Below are 14,782 nucleotides of genomic sequence, written 5' to 3' on the forward strand. Positions count from 1 at the left end.
GATTCACATAGAGCGCGGGGAGGTCTATTGTGCGATGGCAAAAAAATAATCTATCAACAGGGCTTCAAATACTCGCTGCGTACCCTGCAGAGGAGGCCCTTGTTACAGCTGTCGCGCGCCATGGAAAACTGCCCCCTCGGCGTCATGAGGAATTGCCCCCTCCTTGGATAGCCGAGGAGAGAGCGAATGAACGAGGAACGAATCACGGAAGGCTCATCGTGGAGTGATCCACGGGGGCAGGTGATGAAGACGCCGGATGACGTGGCGGAGATGTTGCGCCTGAGGGCGTGCGGGTGGGGTCTGAAGCGGATTGCGCGCGAGCTGGGCTGCAGCCATCACACGGTAAAGGACTACGTGGCGGCGGGCGGCGTGAAGCCGTTCAAATCGCCTGAGCGGCCGAAACGGCTTGATGGCCTTGAGGGTTGGCTGCGCGAGAGGCTCATTCGGCATCGCGGCAATGCCGACGTGGTGCGCCAGGACCTGTTGGCCGAGAAAGGCGTGGCGGTCAGCCGGCGAACGCTGCAACGCGCCGTGCAGCCCTATCGCCAGGCGCTGAAGGCCGAGGCGCTGGCGACGACGCGGTTCGAGACGCCCCCGGGCCGGCAGCTGCAGATCGATTTTGGCGAGCGTCTGGTCGAGATCGGCGGGGTGAAGATCAAAGCATTCGTGTTCGTGGCGACGCTGGGGCATTCGCGACGGCTCCATGTGCGTGCGTTCCGGGCCGAGAAGCAAGAGCACTGGTTCGCCGGGCTCGAGAGCACGTTCACGACCTTCAGCGGCGTGCCGGAGGAAGTGCTGATGGACAATCCACGCGCGCTTGTCGTGCGCCATGACGCGGTGAGCCGGTCGGTTCAGTTCAACGACAAGCTGATAGCCTTCGCAAAACATTGGGGCTTCCGTCCTCGCGCGTGCGCGCCATATCGGGCGCGCACGAAGGGCAAGACGGAGAACGGCGTCGGCTACGTGAAGAAGAACGCGATCGCCGGTCATTCCTTCCCTAGTTGGGAAGCATTCGAGGCGCATCTCGACAGGTGGGAGCGTGAGGTTGCGAACGTTCGTATCCACGGCACGACCGGCGAGGCCCCGATCATCCGCTTCGCGCGTGACGAAATACATCGGTTGAAGCCGCTCGGCGGGCTGCCGTCGTTCGGATCCTTGCGTGAACTGACCCGCGTCGTCGGCAATGATTGCGCCGTCGAGATTGATACGAACAGCTACTCGGTGCCGTGGCGCCTTATTGGCGAGCGCGTAGCGGTAACGATCGCGGCCGGCGAGGTGCGGATCCGCCATGGCGTGCACCAGGTCGCGGTTCACGAGCAATCGAAGGGGCGCCGGCTGCGGATCGTCGATCCGGTTCATCTCGACGGTGTTGCCGGGCGCAATGGCGCGGTCCGCCGGCCGGAGACTGCAGCGGCGGTGCCGGGATCGTCTCCACCGCATTCGTTGTTGCGTCCGCTTACCGAATATGAAGCCGTGATCGGGGGAAGCTTCTGATGACGCGCGCAAAGAAGGCAACCGAAGCACCGACCGATCCGCTCGATGCCATGCTGGCGCGATTGCAGCTCTCCGGCATCCGCGACCAGCTCGACAGCCTGCTCGACGAGGCGGCGCGCGCGAACCTGTCGGCGCGTGAGACGCTGATCTTGCTGTGCGAACGTGAGATCGCGCGCAAGGATCATCGCCGCATCGATATGGCGCTGAAGCTTGCACACTTCCCGGCCGTGAAGGAGCTCGCAGGCTTCGACTTCGAGGCGCAGCCCTCGATTGATCCCAAGCAGATCCGCGACCTTGCCGCATCACGTTGGATCGCTAACGGAGAGAACGTGCTGTTGCTCGGGCCGCCCGGAGTCGGCAAGACGCACTTGTCGATCGCGCTGGGGCGAGAGGCGATCCTGGCCGGGTACACGGTGCAGTTCACCACGGCGACGACACTGGTCGCAGGCCTTGCCAAGGCGCATGGCGAACGGCGTCTGGATGAGAAACTGCTCGCGCTGTCGAAGCCAAAGCTGCTGATCGTCGACGAGCTCGGCTACCTGCCGCTGGAACCTGACGCGGCGCATCTGTTCTTCCAACTGGTCAGTCGGCGCTATGAAACTGGCGCCATGCTGATCACCTCGAACCGCAGTGTTGCCGAATGGGGCACCGTGTTCGCCGATCCCGTGGTCGCCACCGCGATCCTCGACCGGCTCTTGCACCACAGCCACGTGCTGACGATCCGCGGCGACAGCTACCGGCTCCGAGCCAAGCGCAAGAGCGGTCTCATCAAAACGCCGACCGCCGGTGACGGCCCTCCGGTCGGCTCCGCCTCCCTCCGGCCCGTCACCGGCGGAAACAACCTTCAACCGAGATCATAATCCCGATGGTGGGGGCAGTTCTTCATGACGCAAAGGGGGCAGTTCCGGATGGCGTTTGACAACAGCCAAAGGCTTCGCATCGGATGACCGGCTTAGCATTGCTTCTGATTTCAGGAGCGATCCTGTTGCAGGCGAGTTCGCAGGTCCAGGCGCAAACCGCCCGCATCGTCGGATTGGGCGCAACAACCTGCCGAGGCTTCAACGAGGACGTGAAATCCAATCCCGCAATTCGCAGAGACTATCTCATCTCGCCTGGACGCAAGGATTCATGAGCGGCATTTTGCTGAGCAGGCCGCCGGGCAGCGATGACACGCTCGATTTGGTGCCGGCAACCTTCGATCTGGTTCGGCAGCTCCAATTTCTGGAGGAATACTGCGCAAGCCATGACCGGGAAGATTTCTCGGATGCAATCACAGCACTTTACAAAAGGCTCCGCCAGGAAGGCAAAAGATAACCTTCGCATTCGGCCCCAACAGCAAGCCCACGCCGACCACGCGAATGAAAGCTATTCTTTGATCTGCGTTGAGCTTTTCGATTTCGCGTGCCTTTGCTTCAATCACAGCTGCGTCCGGTTGGTCTGCGGCCGTCAGCAGCCAAAGCGCCTGCTCGGCCTCATCGACCTTCCGTTGCGTATTGGATTGCGCGAGCAGAGCTTACTGTTTGATCTCGTTGAGCTTCGTCCTCTGATCGGTCGACAGACCAAGCTTGTCGGCATAGTTGAGATAAAAACCCGTCGCGCCGACGTGGTAGATGTGGGATGCGCCGGGAAAACCTGGCAGATTGGTCTGCATGGCCATTCCAGCGCCGGGGGCCGAGTCGGCACCTGGGCCTTGTCCCATCGCTCCCATGCAGCAGCCACCCATACCGCCCGTGCCACTGCCGGACATTGCTCCCATGCCGGGCGCGTTTGGAGCCGTATTGGACATGCCAGACACCGATCCGGACTGGCCGCCGCCCATCGATCCCATTTCATCCATCATCGCCGTGCGGACCGGCGGCGCGGCGAACGCACTCGAACTCACCGCCAGCACCGATTGCGCAAGACCCAAGACCGCTATACTCGCCAAGAGGCGGATGCATCGTAACTCAACCGGTCCCATATTCATCAGTGAACCTCCCTAGTGAACAAAAAGCCATCATAGTTTCCGCTCGACTTCGTTGGAGGCGTCCGCGTTCTCTGGTAAGCGGAAGAGATCGCGGGAAGGACCACAGATCTGCCTCCTTGCGACCGTGTGATCGCACCAGCCGCTACATGCGGTGGGGTCTGAACGTGATGCCGTTTGCGACCTGAACTTCTCGAACGTAATCCACAATGGCGGCCAATTCCTCCTCGCCGACCTGGGGCTGTGGCGGCATATTGCCAAAGTGCCAATGATGTTGCCGGACGCCGAATTTGGCTGCGGCAAAGAAGGCCGCATCTGCATGATGTCCTGGATTATAGAAGTCGTGAATAAGCGGCGGTCCCTTGTCGGTACCCGCCCCTCTTTCGCCGTGGCAAGTTGCGCAGTTTGCCCCGAAGAGGGCCTTACCTCGAGTTGCGCGACCGGAGAGCGCAGGCTCGGCCACCTCATTACTGGGAGCTCTCCCGTCGGGGCCGGTTGAAATGAACCAAAACAAGGCTGCCGCCGCGACAGCCAGTCCAGCACCAATCGAAAACTTCAGGTAAGGGGCCGCAGCTCGCATGCTCGCTTTGCAACAGGTTAACTCGGGCGCTTGGGTATCCTGCTGGGATGATCGATAGTTTGATCTCGATCAACAAGCGAGCCAATATAAGGCAAGTCACCGATATTTTATCCATAACGAATAGCTGGAAATCGTCAGCGCCCGGTGCCGTCAGGCCCGTAGTCCGTCGAAAGCTTCCTCAACGGCCCCAGCAGCGCCTTGCCGCGAATGTGCTCAGGCGCTGCTCTACTATTTTGAACGCATCAAATTGGCCGGCGGCCTAAGCAATGTCCCGATCTTTCTCGATAGCCCGATGGCAGTCGATGCCAGCGAGATATTCTGCAAATTCAAGACCGATCAAAAGCTCTCCTACGATGAGTGCAAGAGAGCGTGCGCCGTTGCGACATACATCCGCTCAGTCGAAGACTCGAAGCGTTTGAGTGATAGTCCTGTTCCAAAGGTCATCATTTCCGCCAGCGGCATGGCAACCGGCGGGCGCGTGCTCCACCATTTGTGACGCTTCGCGCCGGACCCGAAGAACACGGTTCTCTTTGCCGGGTATCAGGCCGAGGGCAGATGGGCGGCGGCGATGATTTCAGGTGCCAGAACCATTCGGATCCACGGCCAGGATGTCCCGATCGTCGCCGATGTTCGCAACATCGACGCCCTGTCCGCTCACGCCGACGCCGACGAAATACTCAGATGGCTTAAGAGTGGACGGATCGCTCCGAGTCGAACCTTTATCACCCACGGTGAGCGCGCCGCGCACCGAATCACGAAGGAATTGGGATGGACCTGTGTCGTACCTGAGCAGTGCCAGGAGGCAACGCTGAACTGACGTTGGTCGTTTGCGTGATTCTCGAACTGAGCGTGTCCTTGATGCCACGTCTATCGGGGATCGACTGACCTTGCCCTACTAGCTCAATCCAATTTTAAGTTCGCTCTGGCCCAAGACGAGGACCGGAGCATGAAGCGTAGTCGTACAGAAGAGCAGATCATCGGGACCTTGAAGGAGTATGAGGCCGGGGTTTCGGTGGCCGATCTGTGCCGCGAGCAGGGCGTCAGCGACGCCAGCACAAATGGAAGGCCAAGTTTGGCGGAATGGACGATCTCGTAGGCCAAGCGGCTGAGGGCGCCGAAGGACGAGAACGCGAAGCTGAAACGCCTGCTGGCTGACGCCATGCTGGATAATGCGGCGCTGAAGTACTCTGGAGAAAGAAGTGGTGCCGCCCGCGGGGAAACGGAAAGCTGTCGTCTATCTGCGAGACGCATTCGGGATGAGCGAACGGCGGGCGTAAGGCCATCGCAGTTGCCGCATGACGGTGAGATATCGGACGATCCGGGCTAACGATGCCTGCCTTCGCCAGCGCAACGGCGATTGGCCAGGAACGCCGCCGCTTTGGCTATCGGCGCTGCATGTTCTGCTAAGCGGGAGGGGTATCTGATCAACCACAAGATTTCGGCTTTATCGGGAAGAGAAGCTGACGGTGCGCCGCCGCGGCGGCCGCAAGCGGGCAACCAAGGCCAGAGGGCGGATGCTGGTTCCGTTCCGCATCCTGACCGTGGTTGACGATTATACTCGCAAGTGCCTCGCGCTGGTGGTCGACACCTCCCTCTCTCGCATTCGTGTGGCGCGGGAACTGGACTGGCTGATGATCGAGCGCGGCAAGCCGAGCATGTTGGTCAGCGGCAACGGTAGCGAACTCACCAGCAACGCCATTCTCGCATAGGCCGACCGGAGCCACTTGGGGGCAAGGTCACGACGTCGCCGGGGGGCAAGGGGTGATCCTGCAATTCCGAATTCCAGGATCACTATCGTGCGGTCACTGCTCCTTTTTTGTCCCCATGTGATGGGGGACGTCGGTCTTAGGTCCACCGCCATAGTGGTGGCTGCCGCCCCTCGCGCTCTTCGAGCCAGTGCTCTTCTTCTTCCCCATATGGTGTGGCACCTCCGTCTTAGGTCCACCGGAGTAGTGGTGGCCATTCTTTTCGTCTCCTGAGCTAGTCTGCGCCACGGCGGGGAGCGCAACAAAAGACGTGACAGTGGCTGCCATGACTAATCTGCGGGCGTTCATTCCCGTTTCTCCTGTTTGAACTAACCAATCTAAAGACAATCAAACCAGATGTCTGATCCAAAAACAACCAAACCTGAGGTGGGATTGCAGCGGTTGAGCCAGGTCAACGACCACTCCGAACCATTGCACAAAATATTAGCACGACTGTCAACGGCGACCCGGGCTACGCAGCTCTTCTTGGGGAGATCAAGCGAGGCATGTTGGCTTCGCGTTACGATCAGCCGAATCGTTCGATAGTCGCCGGGCGTCGGCCGACATTGCCGATTCTCGGGCATTGCTGTTCGTCGACCCCACGTGTAGCAAACGGGCGCTTCGGCGCGATCTGTCTCTTTGAAACAATCCAGGATATCCGGCTCGCGCCGCCGGCAGCCACCATAGGGCTACCGCTTGTGCCTTCGAATACGAAGGATTGAGAGAGCTGCTTGGAAAGGGTGAAATCACCGTCGAGCTGAGTGCATTGGGAGACGGCGGGATCGTCGAGCCTCGCCATGCCGGCTTTTGTCGGGTTAACATCAACTCCGCCGCCGAGAATGTCGGTAGCACCTAGAGGGTGCTCTTTGCCGGAACTGGTCGCCGCCATCCGTTCGGATGGTTGCGACCTGGTCAACTCGCTATCCGACGTCTTGCTTAACCATGGCTCGACATCTAGGGGCAGATCAACAGATCCCAAGTAATGGCTCCTGTCTCAAGTTCTTTGATGACGCGTTCGCCAAGCCCCGTGTCGGGGACCACAGCCAGCTCATCTACGATCATGCCGGCGATGGCCTCCAGCCACGCTTCCGACCGAATCGCCATAGTTGCCCTCGGGGCTGCGGAGTGTCTCTATTTGCTTCTTTCCACATTCCAGACGGAAGACGCTGAATTGATCAGGAGAATCGACCTTGAGGGCAAGTCGAGGTCTGCTGTTGCTCCCGAAGTGAAAGAGTGAAAGTGACTTCGAACACTCTGAACGTGCGCCTGCACCGGTCTCGATAGATGCCGAAGAGTCGACTCTAATTGTGTTGTGTGAGCCCTACCCTCAGGAGGGCTTCATAGATAGCGGCTCGAGAATCTTCGTGCCACGGGATAACGATTTTCGTCGTTCTCAAATGCAACGCGGTCGAGCATGGATCAGCAAGGCCAGCATCGCAGCGGTCGGGAAGAGTTCGAAGGTCCGAGGGATGATCGCAGCGACTTGTGTTGGAGAAGGTGCGATCCGACGCATTTTCGTTTAGTCTAGCACCCATAACATTTTGACTGACGGGAGGCTGATTGGATCGATTGAACTCGTCTGTTGTTGCTCCGCCTGGGTGGACCAAAACGCCCTCGGCAAGCGCTAACCGGCTATTCTGGCGCCTAGGGACCGCTTGCCTTTTCGCGGCACCGCGGATGAGATGGTCGACGTAGATAAAAGCTGCCACCCTTGATCACTGCCCTATCGCCGGCTGCATCGTGCCAAGAACGCTTACGACGAAAAGAAGCATCATCCCCAACAGTTGCTCGCCAACCACGTGGTTGCGCAATCTGCGGCGCCACAGGCTGGATTCGCTCTCAGACGAACCGGGTCGGATACGGCTCAATGCTGGCACGAGCCAAAACCGGTTCGCGACGGCCAGAGCGAGCATTCCTACAAACAACCCCAGCTTTGCTAGAAGAGTTTGGCCGTACGGTGTCGCCAGGAAGCCGTGGACTGAACCAACGAGAAACCAACTATTGATGAGCCCCGTTCCAACAAGCGTCGCTACCGCAAGGTAGCCCATGCCTGAAAAACGCAGCAGAACCTGATCGATCAGCCCGGCTTCGTAACTCGTCTTTCCATGACGGACAAGAATATAGGCGAGAGGGATGAGGCCTCCAAGCCAGGCGCCTGCGGCCAGCAGATGCGCGGCATCAGAGGCAATGTGAACTACGCCTGCCCATCCTTCCTCGGCCTGAGTATGGCCGATGCCGGCCAGCGATGCCAACAGCACGGCCGCAAGGATCGAGCTTGTCAGATTGTGGCTGACTGATGCGCTCGAAGAAAGACGCACCGCACTCGCGACCGTGATAGCTACAGCCAGAAGCATTCGCGCCGTCGACACGATGCCGAAGCTGGTATCTTCGACTGCCCAAAGGTTCTCGAAGTCGACCAGATTGGACGCATTGTCACTCATGCTTGCTGCCGCAAAGAGAAACCAGAACAAACCACTAAGGACAGCGGCGAGCGCACTCCACAGAAGCAGCCGTCGCCGCCAGTGCCCCAATGACTCCGGCTCAGTGCGGGCATACGCGTAGAGTGGAAACAACGACGCGCCGGCAAGCGTAGTTGTCGCCGCGTATTGCGCGAATCGGGCGAGGATCAGTCCGAAGTCGATCATCAGGGGGCCACGCTAAAGGAGTAGCTGCCTTTGACGCGATGGGTGTCGTCGGACACGGCATGCCATTCGACCTTGTAGGCGCCAGGTGCAAGCTGGCCCTTCACGGGTATAATCAGTATTTTCTTATTGGCCGGATCAATTTCCGATTTGCCCGTCACGATCAATTGTCCCGCCGAGTCCCTCAGCTCGATGCCGGAAAACTGCGGGAGGACGGCTTCGTTGAACGTTATCCGGATCTGCTTAGGGGAAGGCGTAACGACGCCCGCCGCGGGGTCGGCCGTTTGAAGCTGCGGGTGAGCATAGGCCACGCTACCAGACAGGATTGCGCCAGCCAATACCAAGGCATACGCGTAGAGCTTTGACATTCGATTTTCCGTAGTAATTGTTGCTTCCGGTGCGACGCCGCCGCGCTAGGCTGACGGCGTCGGGTTTCTTACTCTTCACTTGCTCTTCTGGAGCTTCGTGACCGTGACGCCGCCATCCGTATTCTCGGCTTCAAACTTCACTTTGTCTCCGACCTTCACCTGCTGGAGCATCGCAGGATCCTTGACGCGGTAGACCATGGTCATGCCCTCGTCCATGCCGAGGCTTTTGGCCGGTCCGTGCTTGAGCGTGATCTTTCCTGCGCTCGCGTCGATCTTCTTCACTTCGCCGTTGATGTCCTCTGCGGAGGCCGCAGTGGCCAGCAAAGCTGCGACGATGACCGCTCCGGCCGCACGTACGAATTGTCTCATATAGTTCTCCTTTCGGCTTGGTTTTGTGGTCTTGCTCACGGCGACGACCGACCATGCCGTAGCCGCTGCAAATTGGGATCACCGGGTTCTCCAACCGGCGAGGATCGATGAAGTACCGGGGCTGTGAGCTAGCGTGGCGAAGGCATGCGTGTAAGTACGAACCCAATTGTCGCGACCTTCTTCATCGGATCGCAAATTTCTAGCGTTCGGCCGCCTTCAGCAGCGCTACATCTTCATCCCCTTCATAGACTTGCCGCGTTTTTCCGCCGTGGGTGCGGCGGGCGCAGGCGTATTCTGCCTCGCGGGTTCGGTGACCGGGGCGTCGATTTCGTACGCAACAGTGCCTGCCGGAAATTTGTAGGGCCCCGGATCGCGGTAATCGTCCCTCGCAAGCCCTTCGCGGATCTTCATGACCGTAAACATTCCACCCATCTCGATTGCGCCAAACTGTCCCGAACCGGTCATCATCGGCAGAGTGTTGTCAGGGAGGGGCATTTCCATCTCGCCCATTGCCATGCCGGTCGAGCCCATCGCCATCGAATCCGGGGCGAGCTTCTTGGCCGCTTTGGCGACAGCCTGTTTCGGGACGCCGATAAGGGTTCGGAGGTCATGACCCATCGCGTTCATGGTGTGATGCGATTTATGACAGTGGAATGCCCAATCTCCTGGGTTGTCGGCGACAACTTCAAAAGCACGGACCGCCCCAACCGGCACGTCGGTAGTGGTCTCAGGCCATTGAGCGCTTTCGGGTACCCAGCCGCCGTCCGTACAGGTTACCGAGAAGCTGTGGCCATGCAGATGAATTGGGTGGTTCGTCATTGTCAGATTGCCGATTCGTACCCTGACCCGGTCGCCGAGCCTCACCGGCATGGGATCAATGCCTGGGAAAACGCGGCTATTCCAGGCCCACATGTTAAAATTGGTCATCTCGGTCACCTTGGGAACGTATGTGCCGGGATCCATGTCGTAGCTGCTCATGATGAAGACGAAGTCCCGGTCGACCGATCGGAACGCGGAGTCCCGGGGATGAACAACGAACATGCCCATCATTCCCATCGCCATTTGGACCATTTCGTCTGAATGCGGATGGTACATGAAGGTACCGCTCTTCTTCATCTCGAATTCGTAGACGAAGGTTTTGCCCGGTTTGATGTGCGGCTGGGAAAGCCCTCCCACGCCATCCATCCCGCTCGGCACGATCATGCCGTGCCAATGCACGGTTGTTGGCTCGGGCAACTTGTTCGTGACAAAGATACGAACCTTGTCGCCCTCGACCGCCTCGATGGTCGGTCCGGGCGACTGCCCGTTATATCCCCACAGGAAGGCTTTCATGCCTTCCGCGAATTCGCGAACGACGGGCTCTGCGACAAGATGATACTCCTTCCAGTCGCCATTCATCCGCCATGGCAGCGACCATCCGTTCAGGGTCACGACCGGACGATAGTCTGGCCCGCTGGTCGGGTGCAGCGGTGGCTGCATAGTGACCTTGTCCATGATCGGCGCTTCCGGAATTGCAGCGGCCTGAACTCTGCCGGTAACCGCTGTTGCGCTGACGAGAGCGGCCGTGCCCAGAAATCCTCTTCTCGAAATCATCGTTCCCTCCGTTAGTTGGCTGATGTAGTGGACGCGACTGCGGTTACGCGCCCCTCTCCGCCGGCATCTCCAGATCCTCCACCATTGACGGCGGTCTGCAGGTTGGCCGTGGCCAGCCAGAAATCGCGCCTCGCTTCAGTCGCCGCCCGCTGGGATGCTATTCGTTGCCGAACTTCGAGCAGCACGGCGAAGACGTCGATCTGCATCGCGCCGAACCGCAACTCCGTCTCGTCTGCGATCACCTTTCGCAGCGGAAGAACCTCGCGTTGGTAGTGCCCGGCGATGTCATAAAGCGAGCGGTAATTGCGATACGCGTCCCGAGCTTCGGAACGCACATTGACCGCTTTCTCAGTCAGCCGATTAAATGCCTGATTGTAGGTCTCAAGGGCCTGCCTAACGCGAACTTCGCCTCCGTCGAAGATGGGAATTTGGAATTGAATGTCAAAGCCCCGCTCGCGGAAAGGTGCGCTTTCCGGGTCGTGTGTCTTGCGATCGATCCCCGCGACGTCCAGTAGAGTGACGAAACGACTGGCTTGGGTAAGGCTTAGCGACTTGGCCAGAGCGTCCAATTCGATGCCCGCGATCTGAAGATCGATGCGGTGCGACACTGCATCAACCTCGATGAATGGCAGGCTCCTCGGCCTCTGCGGCAAGCTCGGCAATCGGCTCGGGATCTTGAAATTGAGATTTCCGTCCCAGAGTCCCATCGAACGCGCCAGGCGCTCTCGCGAACTGGCCGCATCCTGTCGCGCCGACGCGAGGTCAGCCGTTATCTCGGCGTAGAAAACCTGCTCGCGCGCCTGGTCCAGTTTGTTCATTGAGCCAGTCTGGCCGAGTTTTTCTGCGAGCTCAGCGATAACCTCGGCGGACGATTTTGCGTCGGTCAGCACCCCAACCAACTCGTTCGCTCCGACGGCGCGGTAATAAGCGCGCCTGGTCTCGGCAGCGGTCCTCAGAACTTCGAGGACAGCTCGAAGCTGCGCACCGCGGAAGCGTTCTCTGGCGATTTCAGACCGAAATGGGAGTGTAACAAGCGCCAAAATGTCGCCAACGACTTGGCGCTCGATTTCGGAACCGCCGTTGCCGGCGATCCTCGAGACGGAGAAGACCGGATTGGGGGGCAGGCTCTGCCCGACAAGATCGGCTTCAGCTAAGCCGAGTTCGTTGAAAGCAGCCTGCAGGCCCTTATTGTTGAGCAACGCGACCTGGATCGCGGCCTCGACATTGAGCGTATTTCTCAGCAACGCCTTTACTGAAATATCAACGGCGTCGGCATCCTCGGACGTCCGCACCGCGACCACGTCCTTCTGGATCGTAGCGCCGGTCGCATCAGCAACCACCGCCATCCCGGCGTCCGGAGAAAAGCTTGCGCAACCGCCGAGTAATCCGGCTAGCCCGAGCAGCCAGGCAACCGCAGATGAATGCTTACGAATAGGTAATTGGAGCCATCCCATGAATCTCGGTCCTATTCGCTGTTGCCAGATTTCGGAGCCACATTTTGATTCTGCTGCTTCCATCCGACAGGCGACGCCGGCCGCAGGCTCGTATAGGGCGCAATCGTGGAACGGTAAGCAACACCCACTACTCTGGAGCCGGGATCGGCGGGGTCTGGACCGGCCAACGGCGTTGTTCCTTGCATGCATCCGGACAGGCTAACGACAGCTACGCAAGCTAGCGTAAGGGCCCGGAATTGCGCTGGAGAACGTCGAGCGTCCGCGTACGCGACGGCACGCTTCGGCCCATAGGGAATGTACATCGGACTAATCCTGATCGGTCGATTGAATTGCATGCACCCTCGCCCGTCACCTCGGGCGAAGCATCATGTTATTCCGTCGGTTCAGGAAATGGGAGGACGATCTTGCCGTGGCTGACCACTATCGGGTAGGTCCCGATAATCCGCGGGCGGATAGATAGACGCCAGTCCGAACGGGGCGAGGATACCGAAAACGTTTGCCGGCAGGCCCGCGGCCGAACCCATGCCGCAGCATTGAGTGCCTTGCGTTTTGTGAGTATCTCCAAGGGGGACCTGCCGGCTCGATTCAGCAGCCAATTGCCCGCTGGCGTGCACTGTTCTAGCCGGTCGCACGTAGTCCTCAGCACCCACGGAATATCTATCGGAGCGCGTATGCTGCCGGTCGCCCATCTCGTGACGGTGCCCGATGCCCAGAGAATCATGTTCGTCGAGAATGCAAGGCGTTATCTGCTGTATAGCCCCGAGCGCAAGAGCAACATTGGGAGCCGATATACAAAGCACATAGACGAGTGCGAGCGCCCAGCCCGCCCTAATCCGCCACGCATTTATCAGCCTCAACAACATAGTATTACCTTAGCATCGATCGAAGGCGATCGGAAGACGACAACCAGCAAAATCATTGAGCTCTAGCTTAACGATCTGCTCGGCCCACCACCCCCATTAGCTCCGCAATCTTCTGACGTTGGTCGGCCCGGTCTCCGCTCCTGATCGCGGCATCGACGCAGTGAGCCACATGATCTTTCAAGATTTCCTCTTCGAGGCGGCGCAGCGCGGCACGAACCGCGGATATCTGCGTTATGACGTCGATGCAGTAGCGGTCTTCGTCGACCATCTTCGACAGCCCTCGCACCTGGCCCTCGATCCGCTGGAGACGCTTGCGACAGGAAATTTTGATGTCGTTCCGCATGGCGGCTTATACCCCTGCCGGGTAACGGTTTCAAGAGATGGTATCCCAGATTTCTGGACGATTCGGGCAATACGGGATGCCAAAATGGAGTCGATATACCCCTATAGGGTATAGTAGTAAGCGGGATGGAGTATCCGATGAGTAAAGCGGAAAACGCAGTTGTGCGAGGCGGTTCGGTGGCTTCGTGATGCGCGCCGACAAGGTCGGGCGCGACACACTGCTTTCGCAGATCGTCAAGATGGTCGCTGATGCGCAGCGCTCGCGTGCGCCGATCCAGCGGCTGGCTGATCAGGTGGCCAGCTGGCGGTCGCCATCTTTCGCGCCGCGAAAGAACGCAACCTCGATTTCAGCAAGGTGGAAGAATTTAATTCGCCGACGGGCAAAGGGGCGACCGGCAAGGTCGACGGCGGCATCGCCGATGTCGAGGCGGAGGTTCTTCCGGGTCAGAAGAGCGCAGTGGTCGCCAAACTACAGAAGGCGGGAAGGATCGTTTATGGCCGGCGATGGCGTCAACGACGCTCCGGCACTCGCCGCGGCCGAAGTCGGCATAACGATGGGCACCGGCACGGACGTCGCGATGGAAAGTGCCGGCATCACGCTCCTGAACGGCGATCTCGGTGGCATCGTTCGCGCCCGCCGGCTCTCGCAAGTCACCATGAGCAACATCCGGCAAACCTGTTTTTCGCCTTCATCTACAACGCCGCCGGCATCCCGATTGCCGCGGGCGTCCTGTATCCCAGATTCGGCATTCTGGTCTCGCCGATCATCGCCGCGGCGGCCATGGCGCTGTCGTCGGTGAGCGTGGTCGGTAACGCCTTGCGACTGCGCGTGACGCGTTTGTAAGCTTGCGCGATACCATCGAAGAAACTCTCGCACTCGAAGAAATGGATTTGTGGCACACCTTCTCCCCGATATCGGCGACGAAAGGCGGGGGCCTTGTTGACGTTTTCGCTGCCTGTTGATGCGGTTAACGGGCCTGATCTCCGGTGTAGCGGCATGTTCGGTGGCCTGCTGACATTCTTCGATGTGATGCGATAGGCTAACGCACCGCCTTTATCATCTCGGGTCGTACTCCGACGCCCTTCATCGAGGGGCTGGCCCGGTCAGGCAATGCCGACATTAAATAATGCAAAAAATGCCGTCGCGCTGGATCGTGATCATCGCGGCCGACCTGCTGGTGGCTTTGAAACCCCCGCTGAAGACGCCTGCACCTGCCCGCACGGAAATGGGGTCGTGCCGAGACCCTACTGTGCCGCAAACTACGGCGCCTATGGTCCGATTTGCGTGCCTACACTATCTTTCGGCAGGCGGACGGTGGGTTCGGGCCAGGCCAAGCGGGCTTTGCACCATCCCTACAATCGGCTCAGT

At 59.4% G+C, this 14,782-nt stretch carries 14 protein-coding genes and 2 pseudogenes; 7 read left to right on the top strand and 9 right to left on the bottom strand.

Annotated features, from left to right (window positions below; translation table 11 throughout):
• Positions 1 to 186: 186 nt before the first annotated feature.
• The 3 genes from istA to BBTA_RS37280 are packed head-to-tail and all read left to right on the top strand — an operon-like array spanning position 187 to position 2,808.
• Positions 187 to 1,494: an IS21 family transposase gene (istA, locus tag BBTA_RS37270; protein ID WP_011930970.1), complete on the top strand. Its 1,308-nt coding sequence runs from the start codon at positions 187 to 189 to the stop codon at positions 1,492 to 1,494.
• On the top strand, positions 1,494 to 2,354 hold the full coding sequence (istB, locus tag BBTA_RS37275; protein WP_011930901.1) for an IS21-like element helper ATPase IstB: 861 nt from the start codon (positions 1,494 to 1,496) through the stop codon (positions 2,352 to 2,354). The genes istA and istB overlap by 1 nt, the downstream gene beginning before the upstream one ends.
• 55 nt (positions 2,355 to 2,409) lie before the next feature.
• The gene (locus BBTA_RS37280) at positions 2,410 to 2,808 is read left to right on the top strand and encodes a hypothetical protein (RefSeq protein ID WP_011930971.1); all 399 of its coding nucleotides are present in this window, start codon (positions 2,410 to 2,412) and stop codon (positions 2,806 to 2,808) included.
• A gap of 199 nt (positions 2,809 to 3,007) precedes the next feature.
• On the opposite strand, the gene BBTA_RS41530 is transcribed toward BBTA_RS37280, so the two are convergent.
• Positions 3,008 to 3,460, bottom strand: a complete 453-nt coding sequence (locus BBTA_RS41530) for a hypothetical protein (protein WP_011930972.1) — start codon at positions 3,458 to 3,460, stop codon at positions 3,008 to 3,010.
• A 142-nt stretch (positions 3,461 to 3,602) separates the two neighbouring features.
• A complete protein-coding gene (locus BBTA_RS37290; protein ID WP_011930973.1) occupies positions 3,603 to 4,037 on the bottom strand; it encodes a cytochrome c in 435 nt (144 codons plus the stop codon).
• A 220-nt stretch (positions 4,038 to 4,257) separates the two neighbouring features.
• On the opposite strand from BBTA_RS37290, the gene BBTA_RS41535 reads away from it, so the two are divergent.
• The 3 genes and pseudogenes from BBTA_RS41535 to BBTA_RS39535 form a co-directional block, all read left to right on the top strand.
• Positions 4,258 to 4,533 (top strand): hypothetical protein, encoded by a 276-nt coding sequence (locus BBTA_RS41535; protein WP_256374726.1) that lies wholly within the window; start codon positions 4,258 to 4,260, stop codon positions 4,531 to 4,533.
• A gap of 72 nt (positions 4,534 to 4,605) precedes the next feature.
• A complete protein-coding gene (locus BBTA_RS41540; protein WP_244424515.1) occupies positions 4,606 to 4,854 on the top strand; it encodes an MBL fold metallo-hydrolase RNA specificity domain-containing protein in 249 nt (82 codons plus the stop codon).
• Positions 4,855 to 4,983: 129 nt separating this feature from the next.
• Positions 4,984 to 5,740: pseudogene (locus tag BBTA_RS39535) on the top strand (transposase); the annotation flags it as partial.
• A 568-nt stretch (positions 5,741 to 6,308) separates the two neighbouring features.
• Here the strand turns inward: BBTA_RS39535 and BBTA_RS40530 are convergent.
• From BBTA_RS40530 to BBTA_RS37335, 7 genes are all read right to left on the bottom strand, one after another.
• Positions 6,309 to 6,761, bottom strand: a complete 453-nt coding sequence (locus BBTA_RS40530; protein ID WP_148221667.1) for a hypothetical protein — start codon at positions 6,759 to 6,761, stop codon at positions 6,309 to 6,311.
• Positions 6,762 to 7,497: 736 nt separating this feature from the next.
• The gene (copD, locus tag BBTA_RS37305) at positions 7,498 to 8,427 is read right to left on the bottom strand and encodes a copper homeostasis membrane protein CopD (RefSeq protein WP_011930978.1); all 930 of its coding nucleotides are present in this window, start codon (positions 8,425 to 8,427) and stop codon (positions 7,498 to 7,500) included.
• On the bottom strand, positions 8,427 to 8,792 hold the full coding sequence (copC, locus tag BBTA_RS37310) for a copper homeostasis periplasmic binding protein CopC (protein WP_011930979.1): 366 nt from the start codon (positions 8,790 to 8,792) through the stop codon (positions 8,427 to 8,429). The genes copD and copC overlap by 1 nt, the downstream gene beginning before the upstream one ends.
• Before the next feature lie 75 nt (positions 8,793 to 8,867).
• Complete coding sequence (locus BBTA_RS37315; protein ID WP_011930980.1) at positions 8,868 to 9,161, bottom strand: copper-binding protein; 294 nt, start codon at positions 9,159 to 9,161, stop codon at positions 8,868 to 8,870.
• 225 nt (positions 9,162 to 9,386) lie between these two features.
• Positions 9,387 to 10,754, bottom strand: a complete 1,368-nt coding sequence (locus BBTA_RS37320; protein ID WP_011930981.1) for a multicopper oxidase family protein — start codon at positions 10,752 to 10,754, stop codon at positions 9,387 to 9,389.
• A gap of 11 nt (positions 10,755 to 10,765) precedes the next feature.
• Positions 10,766 to 12,208, bottom strand: a complete 1,443-nt coding sequence (locus tag BBTA_RS37325; protein WP_041751811.1) for a TolC family protein — start codon at positions 12,206 to 12,208, stop codon at positions 10,766 to 10,768.
• 930 nt (positions 12,209 to 13,138) lie between these two features.
• Complete coding sequence (locus BBTA_RS37335) at positions 13,139 to 13,414, bottom strand: metal-sensitive transcriptional regulator (protein WP_011930983.1); 276 nt, start codon at positions 13,412 to 13,414, stop codon at positions 13,139 to 13,141.
• Between the two features lie 175 nt (positions 13,415 to 13,589).
• On the opposite strand from BBTA_RS37335, the pseudogene BBTA_RS39545 reads away from it, so the two are divergent.
• Positions 13,590 to 14,257, top strand: a pseudogene (locus tag BBTA_RS39545) (HAD-IC family P-type ATPase); the annotation flags it as partial.
• Between the last annotated feature and the right edge of the window lie 525 nt (positions 14,258 to 14,782).

The organism is Bradyrhizobium sp. BTAi1 (genome assembly GCF_000015165.1).
GTDB classification, from domain to species: Bacteria; Pseudomonadota; Alphaproteobacteria; order Rhizobiales; family Xanthobacteraceae; genus Bradyrhizobium; species Bradyrhizobium denitrificans.